The following is a 16,645-nucleotide window of genomic DNA, read 5'->3' as shown; positions in this document are numbered from 1 at the left end:
CGCCTTCGTCCGGTCGGCCGCGCTGTGTACGCAGCCCCTCCCCACCCTCCCCTGCATTCGCAGGGGAGGGAGCAGAAGCAGGAAGCTCAGTTCACCGGCGCATACCGCAGCGTCAGGAACCACTCGCGGCCGGCCTGGTTGTAGAACGCCACCGTCTCGTAATCGCGGTCGAACACGTTCGCCACGCGCGCCTGCACCGTCAGGGCCGGGGTGATCGCGTACTCGGCGCGCAGGTCGAGCGTGCCGTAGCCGCCGAGGCGGCGCGTGTTGGCGACGTCGTCGAAACGCGAACCTTCGCCTGCCGCGGTGACGCCCAGGCGGAACTTGCCGAAGGCGCGATCCACGTCCACGCGCGCGCTCTGCTTCGCACGGCGGGCGAGCTCGTTGCCCGCGTAGAAGCCGCTGCGGTTCTCGGTGTCGAGGTAGCTGATCGCGCCGTTGATGGTCCAGTCGGCGACCGTCGTGTCGATGCCGAGCTCGGCGCCGCGCATGCGCGCGCGTTCGACGTTGTTCGGCAGGCCGATCGCGGCGTCGAAGGCGATCAGGTCGTCCACGTCGGTGGTGAACGCGTCGAGTCGCACGTTGAAGGTGTCGCCGCGCCAGGCGGTGCCGAGTTCCCAGGTTTCCGATTCTTCCGGATGCAGGTCCGCGTTGCCGAAGAACGGGTAGTACAGTTCATTGAACGTCGGCGCCTTGAACGCGCTGCCGTAGCCGGCGGTGATGCGCCAGCCGTGCGCGAACTCGATGCCCCACGCGGCGCTGCCGGTGGTGTGGCCGCCGAACTGCTCGTTGTCGTCGCGGCGCACGCTGGCTTCCAGCGATTGCGCACCGAAGCGCCCCTGGTACTGCACGAACGCCGCCTTGTTGTCGCGCGAGGTCTCGTCGTACTGCGTCGTGCTGCTCACGCTGTCGTCGAGCCAGTCCAGGCCGATGCTGAGCAGGTGCTTCTCGGCGAGGCCGAAATCGCCCTGCAGCGTGGCGCTGTCGCGGTAGGTGCTGAAGTAGTCGAGGTAGGTGTCGCCGAGGTAGTTGTCCGACGCATCGGTGTTGCGGCCGGCGGTCAGGTGCAGGTCGACGCGGCTGTTCGGGTGCCAGCGCAGCTTGCCGCCGACGACCTGCTGCACGGTCTTCGCGCGATCGGTGAAATCGCCGTCGAACTCGTTGTCGCCTTCGTTGCGCAGCGCGTGGCCTTCCAGGCTCCACTGTTCGTCGAACTCGATGCCGCCGCGGACCGACAGTGCATCGCGCGTGTAGCCGTCGCGATCGGGCTGCGAGCCCGGTGCGATGAAGCAGCCCGCGCCGTCGAAGGTCACCGGATCCAGGTAACCGCTGCACGCGTCGATGCCCTGCGTGTGGCTGTACGAGTAGTCCGCGCCGAACCACGCGCGCCCACTGCGACCGCCGAAGCCGGTGGAGAATTCGTTGAGGCCGTTGGAACCGCCGCCGACGCTCACGCGCGGCGCGAAGCCGTTGCGGTCGCGGCGCGTGAACACCTGGATGACGCCGCCGATGGCGTCGGCGCCGTACAGGCTCGAACGCGGGCCGCGCACGATTTCGACGCGATCGATCAGGTCGACCGGCAAGTCCTGCAGCGATGCCAGGCCCGAGGTCGCCGAGCCGATGCGCACGCCGTCGACGAGCACGAGCACGTGGTCGGATTCGGCACCGCGCAGGAACAGCGTGGTGAGCTTGCCCGCGCCGCCCTGGTTCGACAGCGAGATGCCGGCGCGGCCACGCAGCAGGTCCGGCAGCGAACGCGCCTGGCTGCGGCGGATCTGTTCGGCGTCGATCACTTCCACCGGCGCGAGCGCGTCGTTGACGGTGACGGCGGTGCGGTTGGCGGTGACGACGACTTCGTCCAGGTCGGTCGCCTGCGGCGCCGCGTGCGCGAGCAGGGGCAGGGCGGACGCGCAGGCCAGGGCGAGCGCTTGGACGTGGACGGTGCTGCGGAAGGACATCGCGATTCTCCGGCGCGGATCGGGCGCCAACGGCAAAGGGAACGGTTGCCGGAAGAATCGAGGCCGCTACGGGGCGCGGGCGCGCCGACGTCGCCGCCGCGACGCCCTCCGCATCGCAACCAGTGGAGGCCGGCCTGTCGCCAGGCGGCCTGCTTCGTGGCCGGTCTCCGGACTCGCGGGCGAGGACGATGTCCTCCGGCTGCGGCGCCTTCCCGTGCATGCGCACAGTGGCGGTGTGCCGAGCCTGTTGCTCGCTTACCGTTGCGGGGGCAGTGCCGGACTGGCCGTGGTGCGGCGTCACCGGCTTCCCGTTTCAACCCGTGGGCAGGACGCCGGCGGGTCACCTCGAAGCGGGGCGAAGTCTACGGCATTTTCGCGGTTGTGCTTCGTTTGGGTGTTTTTGGGGCTCAGGGGGAGCCGCTGCCTCGGCGTGGAGGGCGCGATAAGGAGGCTGCTAGATCTGGAGCGAGTTGCTTCCAGGGCCGCGGGTGATGCTTCACCCCTCCCCAACTCTCCCTGCAAGCAGGGAAGGGAGCAGAAGCCGAGGCGGTGACGCTACGGACTCACTCCCGATCCGCCGGCTCGTCGAACAACGCCGGCATCGCCATCGAATCCTCGCGTGCCATCTGCGTGGTGGTCACCGGCGCGGCGGCCGGCTTGTAGCGCGGCGGCGGGAGCAGCGCGGTGGCGGCGTCGGCGGCGAGGATCAGTTCGCTGCGGCGTTCGTCGGAAATCTCCTGCCAGTGGCAGTCCTGCAGCGCGCCTTCGATCGCGTACAGCAGGTTCAACGTCGGCTTGAAGCCCGCGCGCTTGACGCGCATGAAGGCTTCCACCGTGCCCACCGCGGCGAGGTCGTCGCGCGTGCGCAGTCCGACCTGGCGCAGCCAGGCGGCGGACTTCGGGCCGATGTTGCGCAGCTTGTCGGTGCTGGTCATTCGAGTGACTCCACGAAAGCCCGCGCGATCGCCTCCAGGCCGTGCTGGTCATCAACGTCGAAACGATCGTGAACCGGACTGTCCAGGTCGAACACGCCGATCAGCTCGCCCTTCGACGACACCAGCGGGACGACCAGCTCGGAGTTCGACGCCGAATCGCAGGCGATATGGCCCGGGAAGGCGTGCACGTCGTCGATCCGCTGGGTCTGGCGAGTCGAGGCCGCCGCGCCGCACACGCCCTTGTCGAGCGGGATGCGCACGCAGGCCGGCAGGCCCTGGAACGGGCCGACCACCAGTTCGGTGCCGTCGAAGAAGTAGAAACCGACCCAGTTGAGCTGCGGCAGCGCGTGATAGACCAGCGCCGACAGATTGGCCGCGTTGGCGATGCGGTCGCGCTCGCCGTGCACCAGCGCGCGGGCCTGCGCGAGCAGCTGTTCGTACTGTTCCGGCTTGCTGCCGCTTAGACTTTCGCTGGTGAACATGAGCGCCTCGTTTCCACATCGCAATAGTGCCTCAGATACCGACGTAGATGGGGTCGCCACGGCCGCGTGCAACCGGGAGGCGGCATGAACCGCGGCTGGTTCGTCACCGGCACCGACACGGGCATCGGCAAATCCCTGGCCAGTGCGACGCTGCTGCATGCGTTGCGCGCACGCGGGCTGCGGGCGGCCGGCATGAAGCCCCTCGCCAGCGGCTGCGAGGCCACGCCGGAGGGTTGGCGCAACGAGGACGCGCTCGCGCTGCAGGCCGCCAGTTCGCCGCGGCCGGCCTATGCGGACGTGAATCCGTTCGCCCTGCCCAATCCGCTGGCGCCGGAACTGGCTGCCAGCGACGCCGGTATCCGCGTTACCCTTGCGCCCATCGTGTCCGCGTTCGAGCGCCTGTCCGCGCAGGCCGATGTGGTGGTGGTGGAAGGCGTCGGCGGTTGGGCCGCCCCGCTGTCGGCCACGCTGGACCAGGCCGACCTGGCGCGCGTGCTGGACCTGCCGGTGGTGATGGTCGTGGGGCTGCGGCTGGGCTGCATCAGCCATGCGCGCCTGACCGCCCGTGCGATCGAACGCGACGGGCTGCGGCTGGCGGGCTGGATCGCCAACGACATCGATCCGGCCATGGCCCGCGCCGACGACAACTTCGAACTGCTGAAGCAGCGGCTCCCGGTGGCGTGCTGGGGACGGCTCCCGTACCGCGACATGCCCGATCCCGCACAGCTGTGGTCTTTGCTCCAAACGGCCTGATCGCCGATAGACGTGACCAATGGGAGATGGGCCGCTCCCGACGAATGCTAGACTGAGCGGTATAGGAATTAGAACCCGTCCGGGCTTCGACGCTCGTAATGAAGGAACTGGAGTCTTCCCCCATGGTCAAGAACCCGCGCACGGTGGCGATCGCCGCCGCGTTGGCCCTCGCACTGTCCGCCTGCGGCGGCAAGGATCAGCAGCCCCAGGGCGGCATGCCTCCGCCGGAAGTCGGCGTGGTCAAGGTGCAGCCGCGCGATGTGCCGTTGCAGAAGGATCTGGTGGGCCGCCTGGCCGCATTCCGTAGCGCCGACGTGCGCGCCCGCGTCCCGGGCGTGCTGCAGCGGCGCGTCTATGAGGAAGGCAGCGACGTGAAGGCCGGCCAGGTGCTGTTCCTGATCGACCCGGCGCCGCTGCAGGCCGAAGTCGGCCAGGCGCAGGCCTCGCTCGCCTCGGCGCAGGCGAACTACGCCAATTCGAAGGCCGCGGCCGACCGCGCGCGTCGCCTCGCCCCGGACAAGTTCGTCTCGCAGTCCGACCTCGACAACGCGCTCGCCGCCGAGCGCAGCGCAGGCGCCGCGGTGAAGCAGGCCGAAGCCGCGCTGGCCAACGCCCGCATCAACCTGGGTTATGCGACGGTGACCGCGCCGATCAGCGGTCGCGCGAACCAGCAGATGGTCACCGAGGGCGCCCTCGTCGGCCAGGGCACGGCGACATTGCTGACGACCGTCGACCAGATCGACCAGCTCTACGTGAACTTCTCGCTGAGCGTGTCCGAACTGGAGCAGGTCCGCCGCGCGCACGGTTCGCAGAGCGACTCCACTGTCACCGTGCTGCTGCCGGACGGCACGCCCTACGAGCATCCGGGCAAGCTGAACTTCTCCGGCGACGTGGTCGATCCGACCACCGGCGCGATCGCGCTGCGCGCGCTGATCCCGAATCCGGAGAAGAACCTGCTGCCGGGCACCTTCGTGACGCTGCAGGCGACGCTCGGCACGCAGCCGAACGCCTACCTCGTCCCGCAGGCCGGCCTGCAGCGCGACGCGAAGAGCGCGTTCGTGCTGGTCGTGGGGGCCGACGGCAAGGTCGCGCGCAAGGACGTCCGCGCCGATCGCCAGCAGGGCGGCAACTGGGTCGTGACCCAGGGCCTGGCGCCGAACGACCAGGTCATCGTCTCGGGCGTGCAGCGTGCGCAGCCGGGTTCGCCGGCCACGGCCAAGCCGGCGGACGCCGCCGGCAGCGCCGCCGCCGCGCCCGGCGCTCCGCAGGGACAGGCCGGCAAGGCCGCCGGCGAGGAGCCGGCCAAGAAGGCAGCCGGTCAGGAACCGGCCCAGAAGGACTAATCCCCCGCCATGTCCAGATTCTTCATCAACCACCCGGTCTTCGCCTGGGTCATCGCGATCCTGATCTCGCTTTGCGGCGTGCTCGCGATCCTGAACCTCGGCGTCGAGTCGTATCCCTCCATCGCGCCGCCGCAGGTGACGGTGTCCGCGTCGTATCCCGGCGCGAGCGCCGAGACGGCCGAAGGCGCGGTCACGCAGGTCATCGAGCAGCAGCTGACGGGCATCGACAACCTCGTCTACTTCTCCTCGTCGTCCAGCTCCAGCGGCGGCTCGAACATCACGCTCACCTTCGCGCCGGGCACCGATCCGGACATCGCGCAGGTGCAGGTGCAGAACAAGGTCGCGCTCGCCACGCCGCGTCTGCCGACCGAAGTGACCCAGCAGGGCGTGGTCGTCGCCAAGGCGAATGCGGGCTTCCTGAAGGTCGTCGCGCTGCGTAGCGACGACGACACGATGGACCGCGACGCGCTGAGCGACATCATCGGCTCGCGCGTGCTCGACCAGATCGCGCGCGTGCCGGGCGTCGGCAGCACCCAGCAGTTCGGCAGCGAATACGCGATGAACATCTGGTTGAACCCGGATCGTCTGCGCGGCTTCGGCCTGTCGGCGACGCAGGTGCTGCAGGCGGTCCGCTCGCAGAACGTGCAGTTCGCGGCCGGCAAGATCGGCGCCGATCCCGCGCCGGTCGAGCAGGGCTTCACCGCGACGGTGTCCGCCGAAGGCCGCTTCAGCACGCCCGAGCAGTTCGGCAACATCATCCTGCGCACCAATGCCGACGGCACCACCGTGCGCCTTCGCGATGTCGCGCGCGTCGGCCTGGGCGCCACCTCCTACGGCTTCGACAGCCGCTGGGACGGCAAGCCCGCGGCCGGTTTCGCGATCCAGCTGGCGCCGGGCGCCAACGCGCTGGGCGTCGCCGAAGCCGTCACGCAGCGCATGAACGAACTGCAGGCCACGTTCCCCAAGGGCGTGACCTGGTTCTCGCCGTACGACAGCTCGACCTTCGTCGCCGTCTCGATCAAGGAAGTGATCAAGACGCTGTTCGAGGCGATCGTGCTCGTCTTCCTGGTGATGCTTATCTTCCTGCAGAACTTCCGGGCGACGCTGATCCCGACGCTGGTGATCCCGATCGCGCTGCTCGGCACGTTCCTGGGGATGTACTTCATCGGCTTCACCATCAACCAGCTCAGCCTGTTCGGCATGGTGCTGGCGATCGGCATCGTGGTGGACGACGCGATCGTGGTGATCGAGAACGTCGAACGCATCATGACCGAGGAAGGCCTGTCGCCGAAGGCCGCCACGCGCAAGTCGATGACGCAGATCAGCGGCGCGGTCGTGGCGATCACGGTCGTGCTGGCGGCGGTGTTCATCCCGTCCGCGTTCCAGGGCGGTTCGGCGGGCGAGATCTACAAGCAGTTCGCCATCACCATCGCCATGGCGATGTTCTTCTCGGCGTTCCTCGCGCTGGGCTTCACGCCCGCGCTGTGCGCGACGCTGCTGAAGCCCACCGCCGACCACCACCGCGACAACATCGTCTTCCGCACCTTCAACAAGTACTACGACAAGGTCGCCAAGACGTACGTCGGCCACATCGGCAGCGCGATCAAGCACACGCCGCGCTGGATGATGGTGTTCGGCGTGCTGGTGGTGCTGTGCGGCTTCCTGTTCACGCGCATGCCGGGCAGCTTCCTCCCCGAGGAAGATCAGGGCTACGCCATCGCGCTGATCAACCTGCCGCCGGGCGCGACCATCAACCGCACCAACGCCGTGCTGGACCAGGTGCGCCAGACGATGGAGAAGGACGAGGCGTTCGACGGCATCTTCACCGTCGCCGGCTTCAGCTTCGTGGGCCAGGGCGAGAACGTGGGCATCGCGTTCATCCGCCTCAAGCCGTGGGACGACCGCGACGTCACCGCCGCCGAGTTCATCCAGAAGGCGAACATGGCGCTGTTCGGCATCCGCGACGCGCAGATCTTCGTGATCAACCTGCCGACGGTGTCGGGCCTGGGCCAGTTCGGCGGCTTCGACATGTACCTGCAGGACCGCAGCGGCCAGGGACGCGAAGCCCTGACCGAAGCGCGCAACGTGCTGCTCGGCAAGGCCGCGCAGAACCAGGCGCTGACGGCGGTGCGTCCGAACCAGCTGGAAGAGTCGCCGCAGCTGCGGCTGGACGTCGACCGCGTGCAGGCACAGTCGATGGGCTTGTCGGTGGGCGACATCTACAGCGCGATCCAGCTGATGCTGGCGCCGGTGTACGTCAACGACTTCGTCGACGAAGGCCGCGTGAAGCGCGTGACCATGCAGGCCGATGCGCCGTACCGCACCGGTCCGGAATCGCTCGCGCGCTTCTACACGCCCAGCCCGCTCACGCAGCCGGCCGAGGGCGAGGCCGCGTCGATGGTGCCGCTGTCGAACGTCGTGCGCAGCCACTGGATCACCGCGTCGCCGTCGCTCACGCGTTACAACGGTTACGCCGCGGTGGAAATCGTCGGTTCGCAGGCGCCGGGCCACAGCTCGGGCGAGGCGATGACCGCGATGCAGAACATCGTCGAGAACGACCTGCCGCAGGGCTTCGGCTACGACTGGACGGGCCAGTCGTACCAGGAAATCCTGTCGGGCAACCAGGCGCCGGCGCTGCTCGCGCTGTCGATCCTGGTGGTGTTCCTGTGCCTCGCGGCGCTGTACGAAAGCTGGTCGGTGCCGGTCGCGGTGCTGCTGGTCGTGCCGCTGGGCGCGCTCGGCGCGGTGCTGTTCTCGCTGCTGCGCGGCCTGCCGAACGACATCTACTTCAAGATCGGCCTGATCACGGTGATTGGCCTTGCCGCCAAGAACGCGATCCTGATCGTGGAGTTCGCCATCGAGCAGCGCCAGCACGGCAAGACGCTGCGCGAGGCGACGATCGAAGCGGCGCACCTGCGTTTCCGCCCGATCCTGATGACGTCGTTCGCCTTCATCATGGGCGTGTTCCCGCTGGCGATTTCCAGCGGCGCCGGCGCCAACTCGCGTCACGCGATCGGTACCGGCGTGATCGGCGGCATGATCTTCGCGACCTTCCTCGGCCTGCTGCTGATCCCGGTGTTCTACGTCGCGGTGCGTCGCCTGCTGGGCGACAAGATGGACGAGAAGCCGGTGCTCGAACGCGACGAGGACGAGGAACCGACACCGCGTCCTGCGACCTGACGCGCGTCGCCCGCACCAGGAAAAAGCCCGCCGGATGGCGGGCTTTTTCTTTGCCTCATTGCTGCAGGCGTCGCTCCGGGTCGCGGATGGACGCGAGATCGCGCGTGTTCTTCTGCACCGCGATCGCGGCGAACAGGCTCAGCGCGAAGGCCATGCCGTAGAAGCCCTTCTCGCTGAGCGTCAGGTCGATCGCGTTCGACAGGCCGACGACGAGCAGGGCCAGCGCCAGCAGGATCGAGAACCATGACAGCGCGTAGTAGAGATTCGTCACCGGAATCCCCTGGGCACGGTCGCGCACGCTCTTCTGGATCGAGATGGCGGAGAAGAGGCCGTACATCAGCACGGTGAAGTAGTAGCCCTTTTCGCTCAGCCCCATGGTGGCGTTCCACAGGCCGATGAGGAATGCGCTGACGCCGAGCAGAAGGGCCGACCACGAAGCGCCCATGAAGGCGTTGGAAGGTTTGCGGTTATCCATCGATTCCGTCCTTGTCGTTGCGTGCGATGCACGAAGGTTCACGCCCGCGAATCGGACGCGACGACACCGTGCAGTGCACGGGAGGGATTGGAAAGCCGAAAAATTCTGCGCCGCGCGCTGGACCTGGTGCGGCGCGCGTCAGTCGCGTGCGTCGCGATCGGCTTCGCGCCAGGAGCGCGCATCCTCCGGCAGATGCCCGTCCGGATCGTGCACGCGCAACATCCGCGCCGGCAGCTGGCTGGAGTTGAACAACACCAGGTTGGTGCCGCCCGCATGCGCGGCGGAGGGGAAGAGGATGCCCGCCGCGCCGGCATCGAGCGCGAGATCGCCCAGCACCCAGCTCGGCGGTTCGATGCGTTCGTCGAACGCGAGGCGGCGCCAGTTGCAGGCGTACTCGGACCAGATCGGCTCCCAGCGCCCGCTGTCGAAACCGTGCGAGAAATCCACCACCATCAGCGGACCGACGATGAAGGTCACCAGCGTGCCCGGCGGCAGCAGCAGTTCGTGCTGGCGGTATTCCTCCAGCGCGGTGGCGATGTCCTTCGAGAGGTAGAGCGCTTCCAGCCCCGGGCGGTTGAAGCGCCCGCCCTTGCGCGCGGCGCCTGCGCCGGAGGTCGGCGCGTGCGACCAGCGCGGGACGATGACGCGATACAGCGCGTCGCCATCGCCCAGTTCGCGCAGGATCATCCGGTGGCGCCGCCAGCGACCGATTCGATGTAGTCGATCACGACCTGCGCCTTGCCGGCCTGCACCAGCGCGTCGGCGGTGAGGTAATCGAATTCGGGCAGCGGGTCGTTCATGAACCAGAAGATCGCGCGCGTGCGATCGCCGCCGGCCGCGTCCTCGGCGGCGGCGAGCACGCGCACGACGTCGCGCAGGTATTGCTGGAGATGTTCGTTCTGCGGGCGCGCGGTCGGCGTGTTGCGGCTGACCCGGGCGCGCTCGGCCAGGCTCTGGATCTGCAGGCCCAGCGCGTCGCCGATGCGGCGCGGCGAGAGATAGACCTGCTCCGGTTCGCGCAGGGCTTCTGCAAGGCTGGCGACTGGCTTCATGACGGCGTTCATGGGGAACTCCGGTCGATACGTGCACGTACTATGCACGAAATATGCACCATATTCCACTGTCGCCCGATAAAGAAAAAACCCGGCAGCACAGGCTGCCGGGCTTCCATTCCGCCGGGAGGGGATGGCGGAGTCGATCGGAAAAAGAAACGCTAAAAGGAGAGAGAAAGTCGGGTCGTGCCCTGTTTACTTGACGCTCGGCTTCGAGCCGGCGCCGGCGGCCTTCACGGTCTTCTTGACCTCGCCCTGGACGCCGCGCGCGGCCGATTCGAACTGCGACTTGGCCAGTTCGGTGATCGCGCCGTGGGCCTTCAGGCTGCGGCCGAAGACTTCCTGGCCGGTGGCGATGCCGCGCTCGAGGTTCTCGCGGGCGACCTGCGCGCCCTTGGGCCACAGGGTCTTGAAGGAGTCGAAATCGCGCACTTCGGCCGCCTCGCCGAGGAAGGCGAAGGTGGCGTTCACGCGATCCTCGATCGCCGACAGTTGCAGGCCGAACACGGCCTCGGCGTTGTCGAGGGCCAGGCGGTTGACCTGTGCGGCAGCGTCCGCGAACTGGCGCGTCGCGGCGGCGAACTGTTCGTTGAACGGCTGGTACATGGCGATCTCCTGGCAATCCGGGAGGGAGGTCGGATTGTGCGGTGCAGCATAGCGCGGGTCTTGTTGCGGTGCAACAAGCCGCCGGATTGGATTCAGGGCCAATTGGGGCGGTGGAGCCGGGATGGCAGAATCGCGCTGCGGCGGGCTCGGCCGACGCAAAGATCGCCTAACAGGATGACCGGACGATGATCGACGCCCCCGACCGCCCCACGATCCTGCGTCGCTTGAAGGGGCTGGTCCGGCTGGCATTGCTCGGCACCGCCCTGTCGGGCGCGTTCGCGTTCCCCGTCGCGGCCCAGACGCCCGCGGCGAGCGGCGGACCGCCCTGCGTGGGCCTCGTCCTCGGCGGCGGCGGCGCGCGCGGTTCGGCCCACATCGGCGTGCTGAAGGTGCTCGAACGCGAGCGCATCCCCGTGTGCAAGGTCGCCGGCACCAGCATGGGTTCGATCGTCGGCGGCCTGTACGCCACCGGCTACACGCCGGCCGAGATGGAGGACCTGATCCGCACCATCGACTGGGCCGACATGTTCGTCGACGACCCGCCGCGCCCCGGCCAGCCGATGCGCCGCAAGGACGCCGACTTCCGTTACCTGCTCGACCTGGAGATCGGCTACGTCGATGGCCGCGTCGTGCTGCCGGTCGGCATCGTGCAGGGACAGAAGCTGCTGATGCTGATGCGCCGGCTGACGATTTCCACCTGGGACGTGCAGAACTTCGACCAGCTGCCGATCCCGTTCCGCGCCGTCGCGGCCGACATCATCAACGGCGACAAGGTGGTGTTCGCCGACGGCGACCTCGCGCTGGCGATCCGTTCGAGCATGTCGGTGCCGGGCGCGTTCGCGCCGGTGCGCGTGGGCGACCGCCTGCTGGTCGACGGCGGCATGGTCGACAACGTGCCGGTGGACGTCGTGCGCCAGATGGGCGCCGATCGCCTGATCGTCGTCGACGTCGGCTCGCCGTTGCACAAGGAAGACGCGCTGACCAATCCGCTGGTGATCATGGACCAGATGATCTCGGCGCTGATGACCGAGAAGACCGAGGCGACGCTCGCCACGCTGCGGCCGGAGGACGTGCTGATCCGCCCCGAGCTGGGCGACATCACCGCCGCGGAATTCAACCGCGGCGACGAAGCCATCGCGATCGGCGAACGCGCCGCCGAAGCGGCGCTGCCGCGGCTGCGCGCGCTGTCCGTGGACGAAGCGACCTACGCCGCGTATCGCGAACGCCAGCGCAAGCGCGAGTTCGATCCGAAACTCGTCGCGTTCCTCGACATCGTCGAAGGCCGTTCGCCGTCGGCGACGCGCGAGGTCGAGCGTGCGGTGGTGCAGAACGTCGGCCAGCCCTTCGATGCGGAGCGGCTGGAGCAGGACATCGGTACGGCCTACGGCGACGGGCGCTTCCAGCAGATCGATTACCGCCTGGTCGAACGCGACGGCCAGCCCGGACTGGAGATCATCCCGGCGGAGAAACCGTGGTCGGCGTTCGGCAGGCTCGGCTTCCAGCTCGACGACAACTTCAACGGCCGCAACAACTACATGGTGTCGGCCGAACTGACCTTCAGCGACGTCAACACGCTCGGCGCGGAGTGGCGCAACGTGATGCGGCTGGGGCGCATCACCGGCCTGCTGTCGGAGTTCTACCAGCCGTTCGGCCGGACCGGCGCGTTCTACATGAAGCCATCGCTGGAGCTGCGCAACGAATCCTTCCCCCTTTGGGCCGGCGGCGACCAGCTCGCCGAGTTCCGCATCAACCGTCGCCAGATGGCGGTGGAAGCCGGCTACACGCCGCAGCCGGAATGGCGCATCAGCGCCGCGCTGGTGCGCGGTCGCGACCGGGGCGACCTGCTGATCGGCAATCCCAGCGATTTCACCGGCAACAAGGAGAAATACGCCGGCGTCTTCTACAACGCGACCTGGGACACGCTGGACAACATCAACTTCCCCACGCGCGGCCTGCGCGTGAGCGCGGACCTGGAGACGTACCACGACGTTGCCGGCGCCAACGTCGAAGGAGACGTCGCGCGGCTCACCGCGGACTGGGCGCAGGCGTGGGGCCGCTACCACCTGCTGCTCGGCGCGAACCTGAGCAGCGCGCTGGAGGAGGACAGCTTCTTCCAGACGCAGGGTTTCCTCGGCGGCTTCCTCAACCTGTCGGGTTTCGACGAGCGCGCGCTGTTCGGCACGCAGACCGCCCTCGCTCGGGCAGTGATGTACCGGCGCACCGGCAACACGAGCCGGTTGTTCTCGCTGCCGATGTTCGTCGGCGCGAGCGTGGAGACGGGCAACGCATGGGCCATCAAGGACGACGTGGACGCGGACGACCTGATCCTCGCCGGCAGCCTCTTCATCGGTTTCAGCACGCCGCTGGGGCCGATGTTCCTGGCTTACGGCGGGAACGACGAAGGCGAGAGTTCCTGGTACCTCACGTTCGGATCGCTGCTGCGTCCTCAGGTGAAGTGAGGTTCGCGAGCGCGCCCGGCCGCGCTCGCCGAAGCATCAGGCCTTGTAGTGGCAGCCCGACGTGCAGGTCTCGTGCACGACCACTTCCGACAGCAGCGGCAGGGACGGCTTAAGGCGGTCCCAGATCCATTTGGCCAGGACTTCGCTGGTAGGGTTTTCCAGGCCTTCGATGTCGTTGAGGTAGTGGTGGTCGAGCCGGTCGTACAGCGGCTTGAAGGCCGCCTTGAGGTCGGCGAAATCCATGACCCAGCCCAGGTGCGGGTCGATCTCGCCCTCGACGTGGATCTCGATGCGGAAGCTGTGCCCGTGCAGGCGCGCGCACTTGTGGCCCTCGGGGACGTTGGGCAGCCGGTGCGCGGCTTCGAGCGTGAATGCCTTGAAGATCTTCATGCGCGCCAGTGTACCGCCGCGCCGTCGCCGGGGCGGTGCGACGGTCTCGGCGCTGTCGGCATCCAGACGTGAAACCCCATCGGGATTCCCGCCATGCCGAAGCTGCTCCGCACCGCCGCCGTCGCCCTGCTGCTGACCGTTTTCGCCGCCCATGCCGCGCCGGCCCCGCGCGACCGGGTCGACGCGGTGGCCGACGCGATCGCCGCGAACTATTTCGATCCCGCGCGCGGGAAGACCATCGCCGACGACCTGCGCCGCGACGCCGACACCGGCACCTTCGACACGCTCCAGCCGCAGGCCCTGGCCGACGCGCTGACCGCGCGGTTGCGACCGCTCGACCGCCACTTCCGCGTGCGCTGGGACGGCGATGCGTCGCCGCCCCGCGTGCCCGTGGGCCCGCGTCGTCCTCCGCAGGCACCGGCGAACCACGGCATCGCCAAGGTGGAAATGTTGCCGGGCGAGGTCGGTCATCTCCGCCTGGACCAGTTCGCACATTTCGAGTTCGACGATGCGGACGCGCCGGCGCGTCGCGCGATCGACGACGCGCTCGCGAAGCTCTCGGGATCGCGGGCGATGATCGTCGACCTGCGCGGCTGCCGCGGCGGATCGCCGAGCATGGTCGGTTACCTCGCCAGCGCGTTCCTCGCGCCGGGCGCCGACGTCTACAACACCTTCCACACGCGCACGCGCACGATGAGCGAAGCGCCGGCGATTCCGTACGCGACGCCGCGCACGCAGGTGCCGCTGTACGTGCTGGTCGATGGCGGCACCGGATCGGCGGCCGAGTCGTTCGCCTACACCCTCCAGAACGCGAAGCGCGCGACGATCGTCGGCGAGCGCAGCGCCGGCGCGGCGAACCCCGGCGCGATGATCGACGTGGGCGAGGGCTTCACCGTGTTCGTCTCCGACGGTTCGCCGGTGAACCCGATCACGCGCACGAACTGGGAAGCGACCGGCGTCGCGCCGGACGTCGCCGCGATTTCCGCCGACGCACTCGACGCCGCGCTCCGCCTCGCACGCGCGCGGTGATCGCGCGAAAGCCGCACGCGTACACGCCGGATTCGCAACGGTGAACGCAAGCCCCGCGCGAAGCGGGCGATATCGGCGATTTCACGCAGGGATACGGATTCACCTAGAAAGCTGTCGGCACCTTCAACGGAGCCACGACATGAAGATCCGTACGAATACGAAGCTGTTCGCCGCCGTGTTCGGCGCGGCGGCGATGATCGCCGCGGTGCCGATGGCCACGATGGCGCAGGATCGCGGCCAGACCGAGGTCGAAGAGGAAGGCGATTCGGCCCAACCGGTCAACGACACCTGGATCACCACCAAGGTGAAGGCCGACCTGATGGCGACCTCCGACGTGCCGGGCACCACGATCGACGTCGACACCACCAACGGCGTGGTGAAGCTGTCCGGCAGCGTCGACACCAAGGCGCAGCACGACAAGGCGATCGCCGTCGCCAAGAACATCAAGGGCGTCAAGAGCGTCGATGCGAAGGCGCTGAGCGTCGCCAAGGGCGGCGACCGGTAAGGGTGGAGCGGCCCGCGAGGGCCATGCGGGCGACGAACGCCCGGGTGTCCGCACCCGGGCGTTTTGTCGCCGCCGCGAGGAGGACGCAACCATGGCGAAAGAGAAGAAACCCACGTCGAAGGCGAACGGCACCGCCGCGAAGCAGCAGGCGATCCAGGCCCATGTCGAGGCGAAGGAGGCAAAGAAGCCGCCGGCGAAGAAGGCCGAGGCGAAGAAACCGCCCGTGCAGGCCGGCACGCGCCGGCAGCCGGAGAATCCGCTGCCCGAGCAGCACCAGAAGAAACCCGGGCACGAACACCAGCTCGATCCGCGCCCGCGATTCGAAGCGCCCGATTACCAAGGCAGCGGCAAGCTGCAGGACAAGGTCGCGATCGTCACCGGCGGCGATTCGGGCATTGGCCGTGCGGTGGCGGTGCTGTTCGCGCGCGAGGGCGCGGACGTGGCGATCGTCTACCTCAACGAACACGAGGATGCCGAGCAGACCCGCGCGGCGGTCGAGAACGAGGGCCGCCGCTGCCTGGTCATCCCGGGCGACGTGAAGGACTCCCGGTTCTGCGACAGCGCGGTGGCCGCGACGGTGCAGGCGTTCGGCAAGCTCGACATCCTGGTCAACAACGCGGCCTTCCAGATGCATACGCCGTCGCTGGAAGACCTCACCGACGAGCACCTGCAGGAAACCCTGCAGACCAACATCGCCGGCTATTTCCACATGGCGCGCGCCGCGCTCAAGCATCTCCCGCGCGGCGGCTGCATCCTCAACTCGGGTTCGGAAACGGGGCTGTTCGGCTCAAAGCAACTGCTCGACTACTCGGCGACGAAGGGCGCGATCCACGCTTTCACCAAATCGCTGGCGAGCAGCCTGCTCGAGCGGGGCATCCGCGTGAACGCGGTCGCACCGGGGCCGGTGTGGACGCCGTTGAATCCGGCCGACCGCTCGGCGGAGGACGTGGCGAAGTTCGGCGAGTCGAGCGACATGGGCCGTCCCGCGCAGCCGGAGGAGATTTCGCCGGCGTATGTGTTCCTGGCTTCGCCGGTGTGTTCGTCTTACATCAACGGGATTGTGTTGCCGGTGATGGGCGGGCCGTATGGCTGAACGGGCCGCGCTTGCGCGCCACTGGCGCGCGCGGCCCGCGAAGGACCGGCCGGGCAGGGCGATCCGACGCGCGCAACGTCCCGCCAGGAATGGCAGCGATCCCGGAACCCGTGCCAACGGCACTGCCGCGTGGCCTGCCGAACGACCGGCCATGGATGGCTGGGCAGGGCCATCCATAGGTTGAAGTGTTGCGCCATGGATGGCAGCGGTGCGGCGGCTCGGAGTGGCGCTTTCGCTTCTGCTCGTCGCGAAGGCAGGCATGACGAAGCACTCGTCCCATACGCGACACCCATGCGCTACGGGCTGGATCCCGGCCTTCGCGGGGACGACGGTGAGCCGGCGGATGTCCGTGAGTAGGCGAGATCATCGTGAGTAGGCGGGACCA

General features: G+C 68.3%; 15 protein-coding genes and 1 riboswitch. Of the genes, 7 read left to right on the top strand and 8 right to left on the bottom strand.

Annotation, left to right across the window (positions count from 1 at the left end; genetic code table 11):
* Nucleotides 1-86: 86 nt before the first annotated feature.
* From btuB to AC3ANK_RS16595, 3 genes are all read right to left on the bottom strand, one after another.
* Nucleotides 87-1,958 carry a TonB-dependent vitamin B12 receptor gene (gene btuB / locus AC3ANK_RS16605; protein ID WP_206862248.1) on the bottom strand — a complete coding sequence of 624 codons (1,872 nt, stop codon included), beginning with the start codon at nucleotides 1,956-1,958 and terminating at the stop codon, nucleotides 87-89.
* 141 nt (nucleotides 1,959-2,099) lie between these two features.
* A riboswitch (cobalamin riboswitch) is annotated at nucleotides 2,100-2,321 on the bottom strand.
* Nucleotides 2,322-2,521: 200 nt separating this feature from the next.
* The gene (locus AC3ANK_RS16600) at nucleotides 2,522-2,893 is read right to left on the bottom strand and encodes a TfoX/Sxy family protein (RefSeq protein WP_206862247.1); all 372 of its coding nucleotides are present in this window, start codon (nucleotides 2,891-2,893) and stop codon (nucleotides 2,522-2,524) included.
* Complete coding sequence (locus tag AC3ANK_RS16595) at nucleotides 2,890-3,375, bottom strand: GAF domain-containing protein (RefSeq protein ID WP_206862246.1); 486 nt, start codon at nucleotides 3,373-3,375, stop codon at nucleotides 2,890-2,892. Before AC3ANK_RS16595 ends, AC3ANK_RS16600 begins: the two co-directional genes overlap by 4 nt.
* 84 nt (nucleotides 3,376-3,459) lie before the next feature.
* Here AC3ANK_RS16595 and bioD point away from each other — a divergent pair, with 84 nt between their 5' ends.
* The 3 genes from bioD (at nucleotide 3,460) to AC3ANK_RS16580 (ending at nucleotide 8,651) form a co-directional block, all read left to right on the top strand.
* A complete protein-coding gene (gene bioD, locus AC3ANK_RS16590) occupies nucleotides 3,460-4,128 on the top strand; it encodes a dethiobiotin synthase (RefSeq protein ID WP_206862245.1) in 669 nt (222 codons plus the stop codon).
* Between the two features lie 122 nt (nucleotides 4,129-4,250).
* Complete coding sequence (locus AC3ANK_RS16585) at nucleotides 4,251-5,471, top strand: efflux RND transporter periplasmic adaptor subunit (protein ID WP_206862244.1); 1,221 nt, start codon at nucleotides 4,251-4,253, stop codon at nucleotides 5,469-5,471.
* 9 nt (nucleotides 5,472-5,480) lie between these two features.
* Nucleotides 5,481-8,651, top strand: a complete 3,171-nt coding sequence (locus AC3ANK_RS16580) for an efflux RND transporter permease subunit (RefSeq protein WP_206862243.1) — start codon at nucleotides 5,481-5,483, stop codon at nucleotides 8,649-8,651.
* Nucleotides 8,652-8,706: 55 nt separating this feature from the next.
* On the opposite strand, the gene yiaA is transcribed toward AC3ANK_RS16580, so the two are convergent.
* The 4 genes from yiaA to AC3ANK_RS16560 form a co-directional block, all read right to left on the bottom strand.
* The gene (gene yiaA / locus AC3ANK_RS16575) at nucleotides 8,707-9,126 is read right to left on the bottom strand and encodes an inner membrane protein YiaA (protein ID WP_206862242.1); all 420 of its coding nucleotides are present in this window, start codon (nucleotides 9,124-9,126) and stop codon (nucleotides 8,707-8,709) included.
* Between the two features lie 138 nt (nucleotides 9,127-9,264).
* Nucleotides 9,265-9,813, bottom strand: coding sequence for an RES family NAD+ phosphorylase (locus AC3ANK_RS16570; protein ID WP_206862241.1), 549 nt, complete (start codon nucleotides 9,811-9,813; stop codon nucleotides 9,265-9,267).
* Entirely contained in the window at nucleotides 9,810-10,190 is a 381-nt protein-coding gene (locus tag AC3ANK_RS16565) for a DUF2384 domain-containing protein (RefSeq protein ID WP_206862240.1), read from the bottom strand. The genes AC3ANK_RS16570 and AC3ANK_RS16565 overlap by 4 nt, the downstream gene beginning before the upstream one ends.
* A gap of 183 nt (nucleotides 10,191-10,373) precedes the next feature.
* Complete coding sequence (locus tag AC3ANK_RS16560; RefSeq protein ID WP_484171537.1) at nucleotides 10,374-10,784, bottom strand: phasin family protein; 411 nt, start codon at nucleotides 10,782-10,784, stop codon at nucleotides 10,374-10,376.
* Between the two features lie 185 nt (nucleotides 10,785-10,969).
* Here AC3ANK_RS16560 and AC3ANK_RS16555 point away from each other — a divergent pair, with 185 nt between their 5' ends.
* The gene (locus AC3ANK_RS16555; protein ID WP_206862238.1) at nucleotides 10,970-13,243 is read left to right on the top strand and encodes a patatin-like phospholipase family protein; all 2,274 of its coding nucleotides are present in this window, start codon (nucleotides 10,970-10,972) and stop codon (nucleotides 13,241-13,243) included.
* 36 nt (nucleotides 13,244-13,279) lie between these two features.
* On the opposite strand, the gene queD is transcribed toward AC3ANK_RS16555, so the two are convergent.
* A complete protein-coding gene (queD, locus tag AC3ANK_RS16550; RefSeq protein WP_206862237.1) occupies nucleotides 13,280-13,633 on the bottom strand; it encodes a 6-carboxytetrahydropterin synthase QueD in 354 nt (117 codons plus the stop codon).
* Between the two features lie 93 nt (nucleotides 13,634-13,726).
* Here queD and AC3ANK_RS16545 point away from each other — a divergent pair, with 93 nt between their 5' ends.
* The 3 genes from AC3ANK_RS16545 (at nucleotide 13,727) to AC3ANK_RS16535 (ending at nucleotide 16,260) form a co-directional block, all read left to right on the top strand.
* Entirely contained in the window at nucleotides 13,727-14,662 is a 936-nt protein-coding gene (locus AC3ANK_RS16545) for a S41 family peptidase (protein WP_206862236.1), read from the top strand.
* A 139-nt stretch (nucleotides 14,663-14,801) separates the two neighbouring features.
* Entirely contained in the window at nucleotides 14,802-15,167 is a 366-nt protein-coding gene (locus tag AC3ANK_RS16540) for a BON domain-containing protein (RefSeq protein WP_206862235.1), read from the top strand.
* 91 nt (nucleotides 15,168-15,258) lie between these two features.
* A complete protein-coding gene (locus tag AC3ANK_RS16535) occupies nucleotides 15,259-16,260 on the top strand; it encodes an SDR family oxidoreductase (protein WP_206862234.1) in 1,002 nt (333 codons plus the stop codon).
* Nucleotides 16,261-16,645 lie beyond the last annotated feature (385 nt).

This window comes from Lysobacter sp. SCRH-1R (assembly GCF_057747855.1).
The sequence above is the reverse complement of the archived record's forward strand: the minus strand, read 5'-3'. Positions and strand labels throughout refer to the sequence as shown.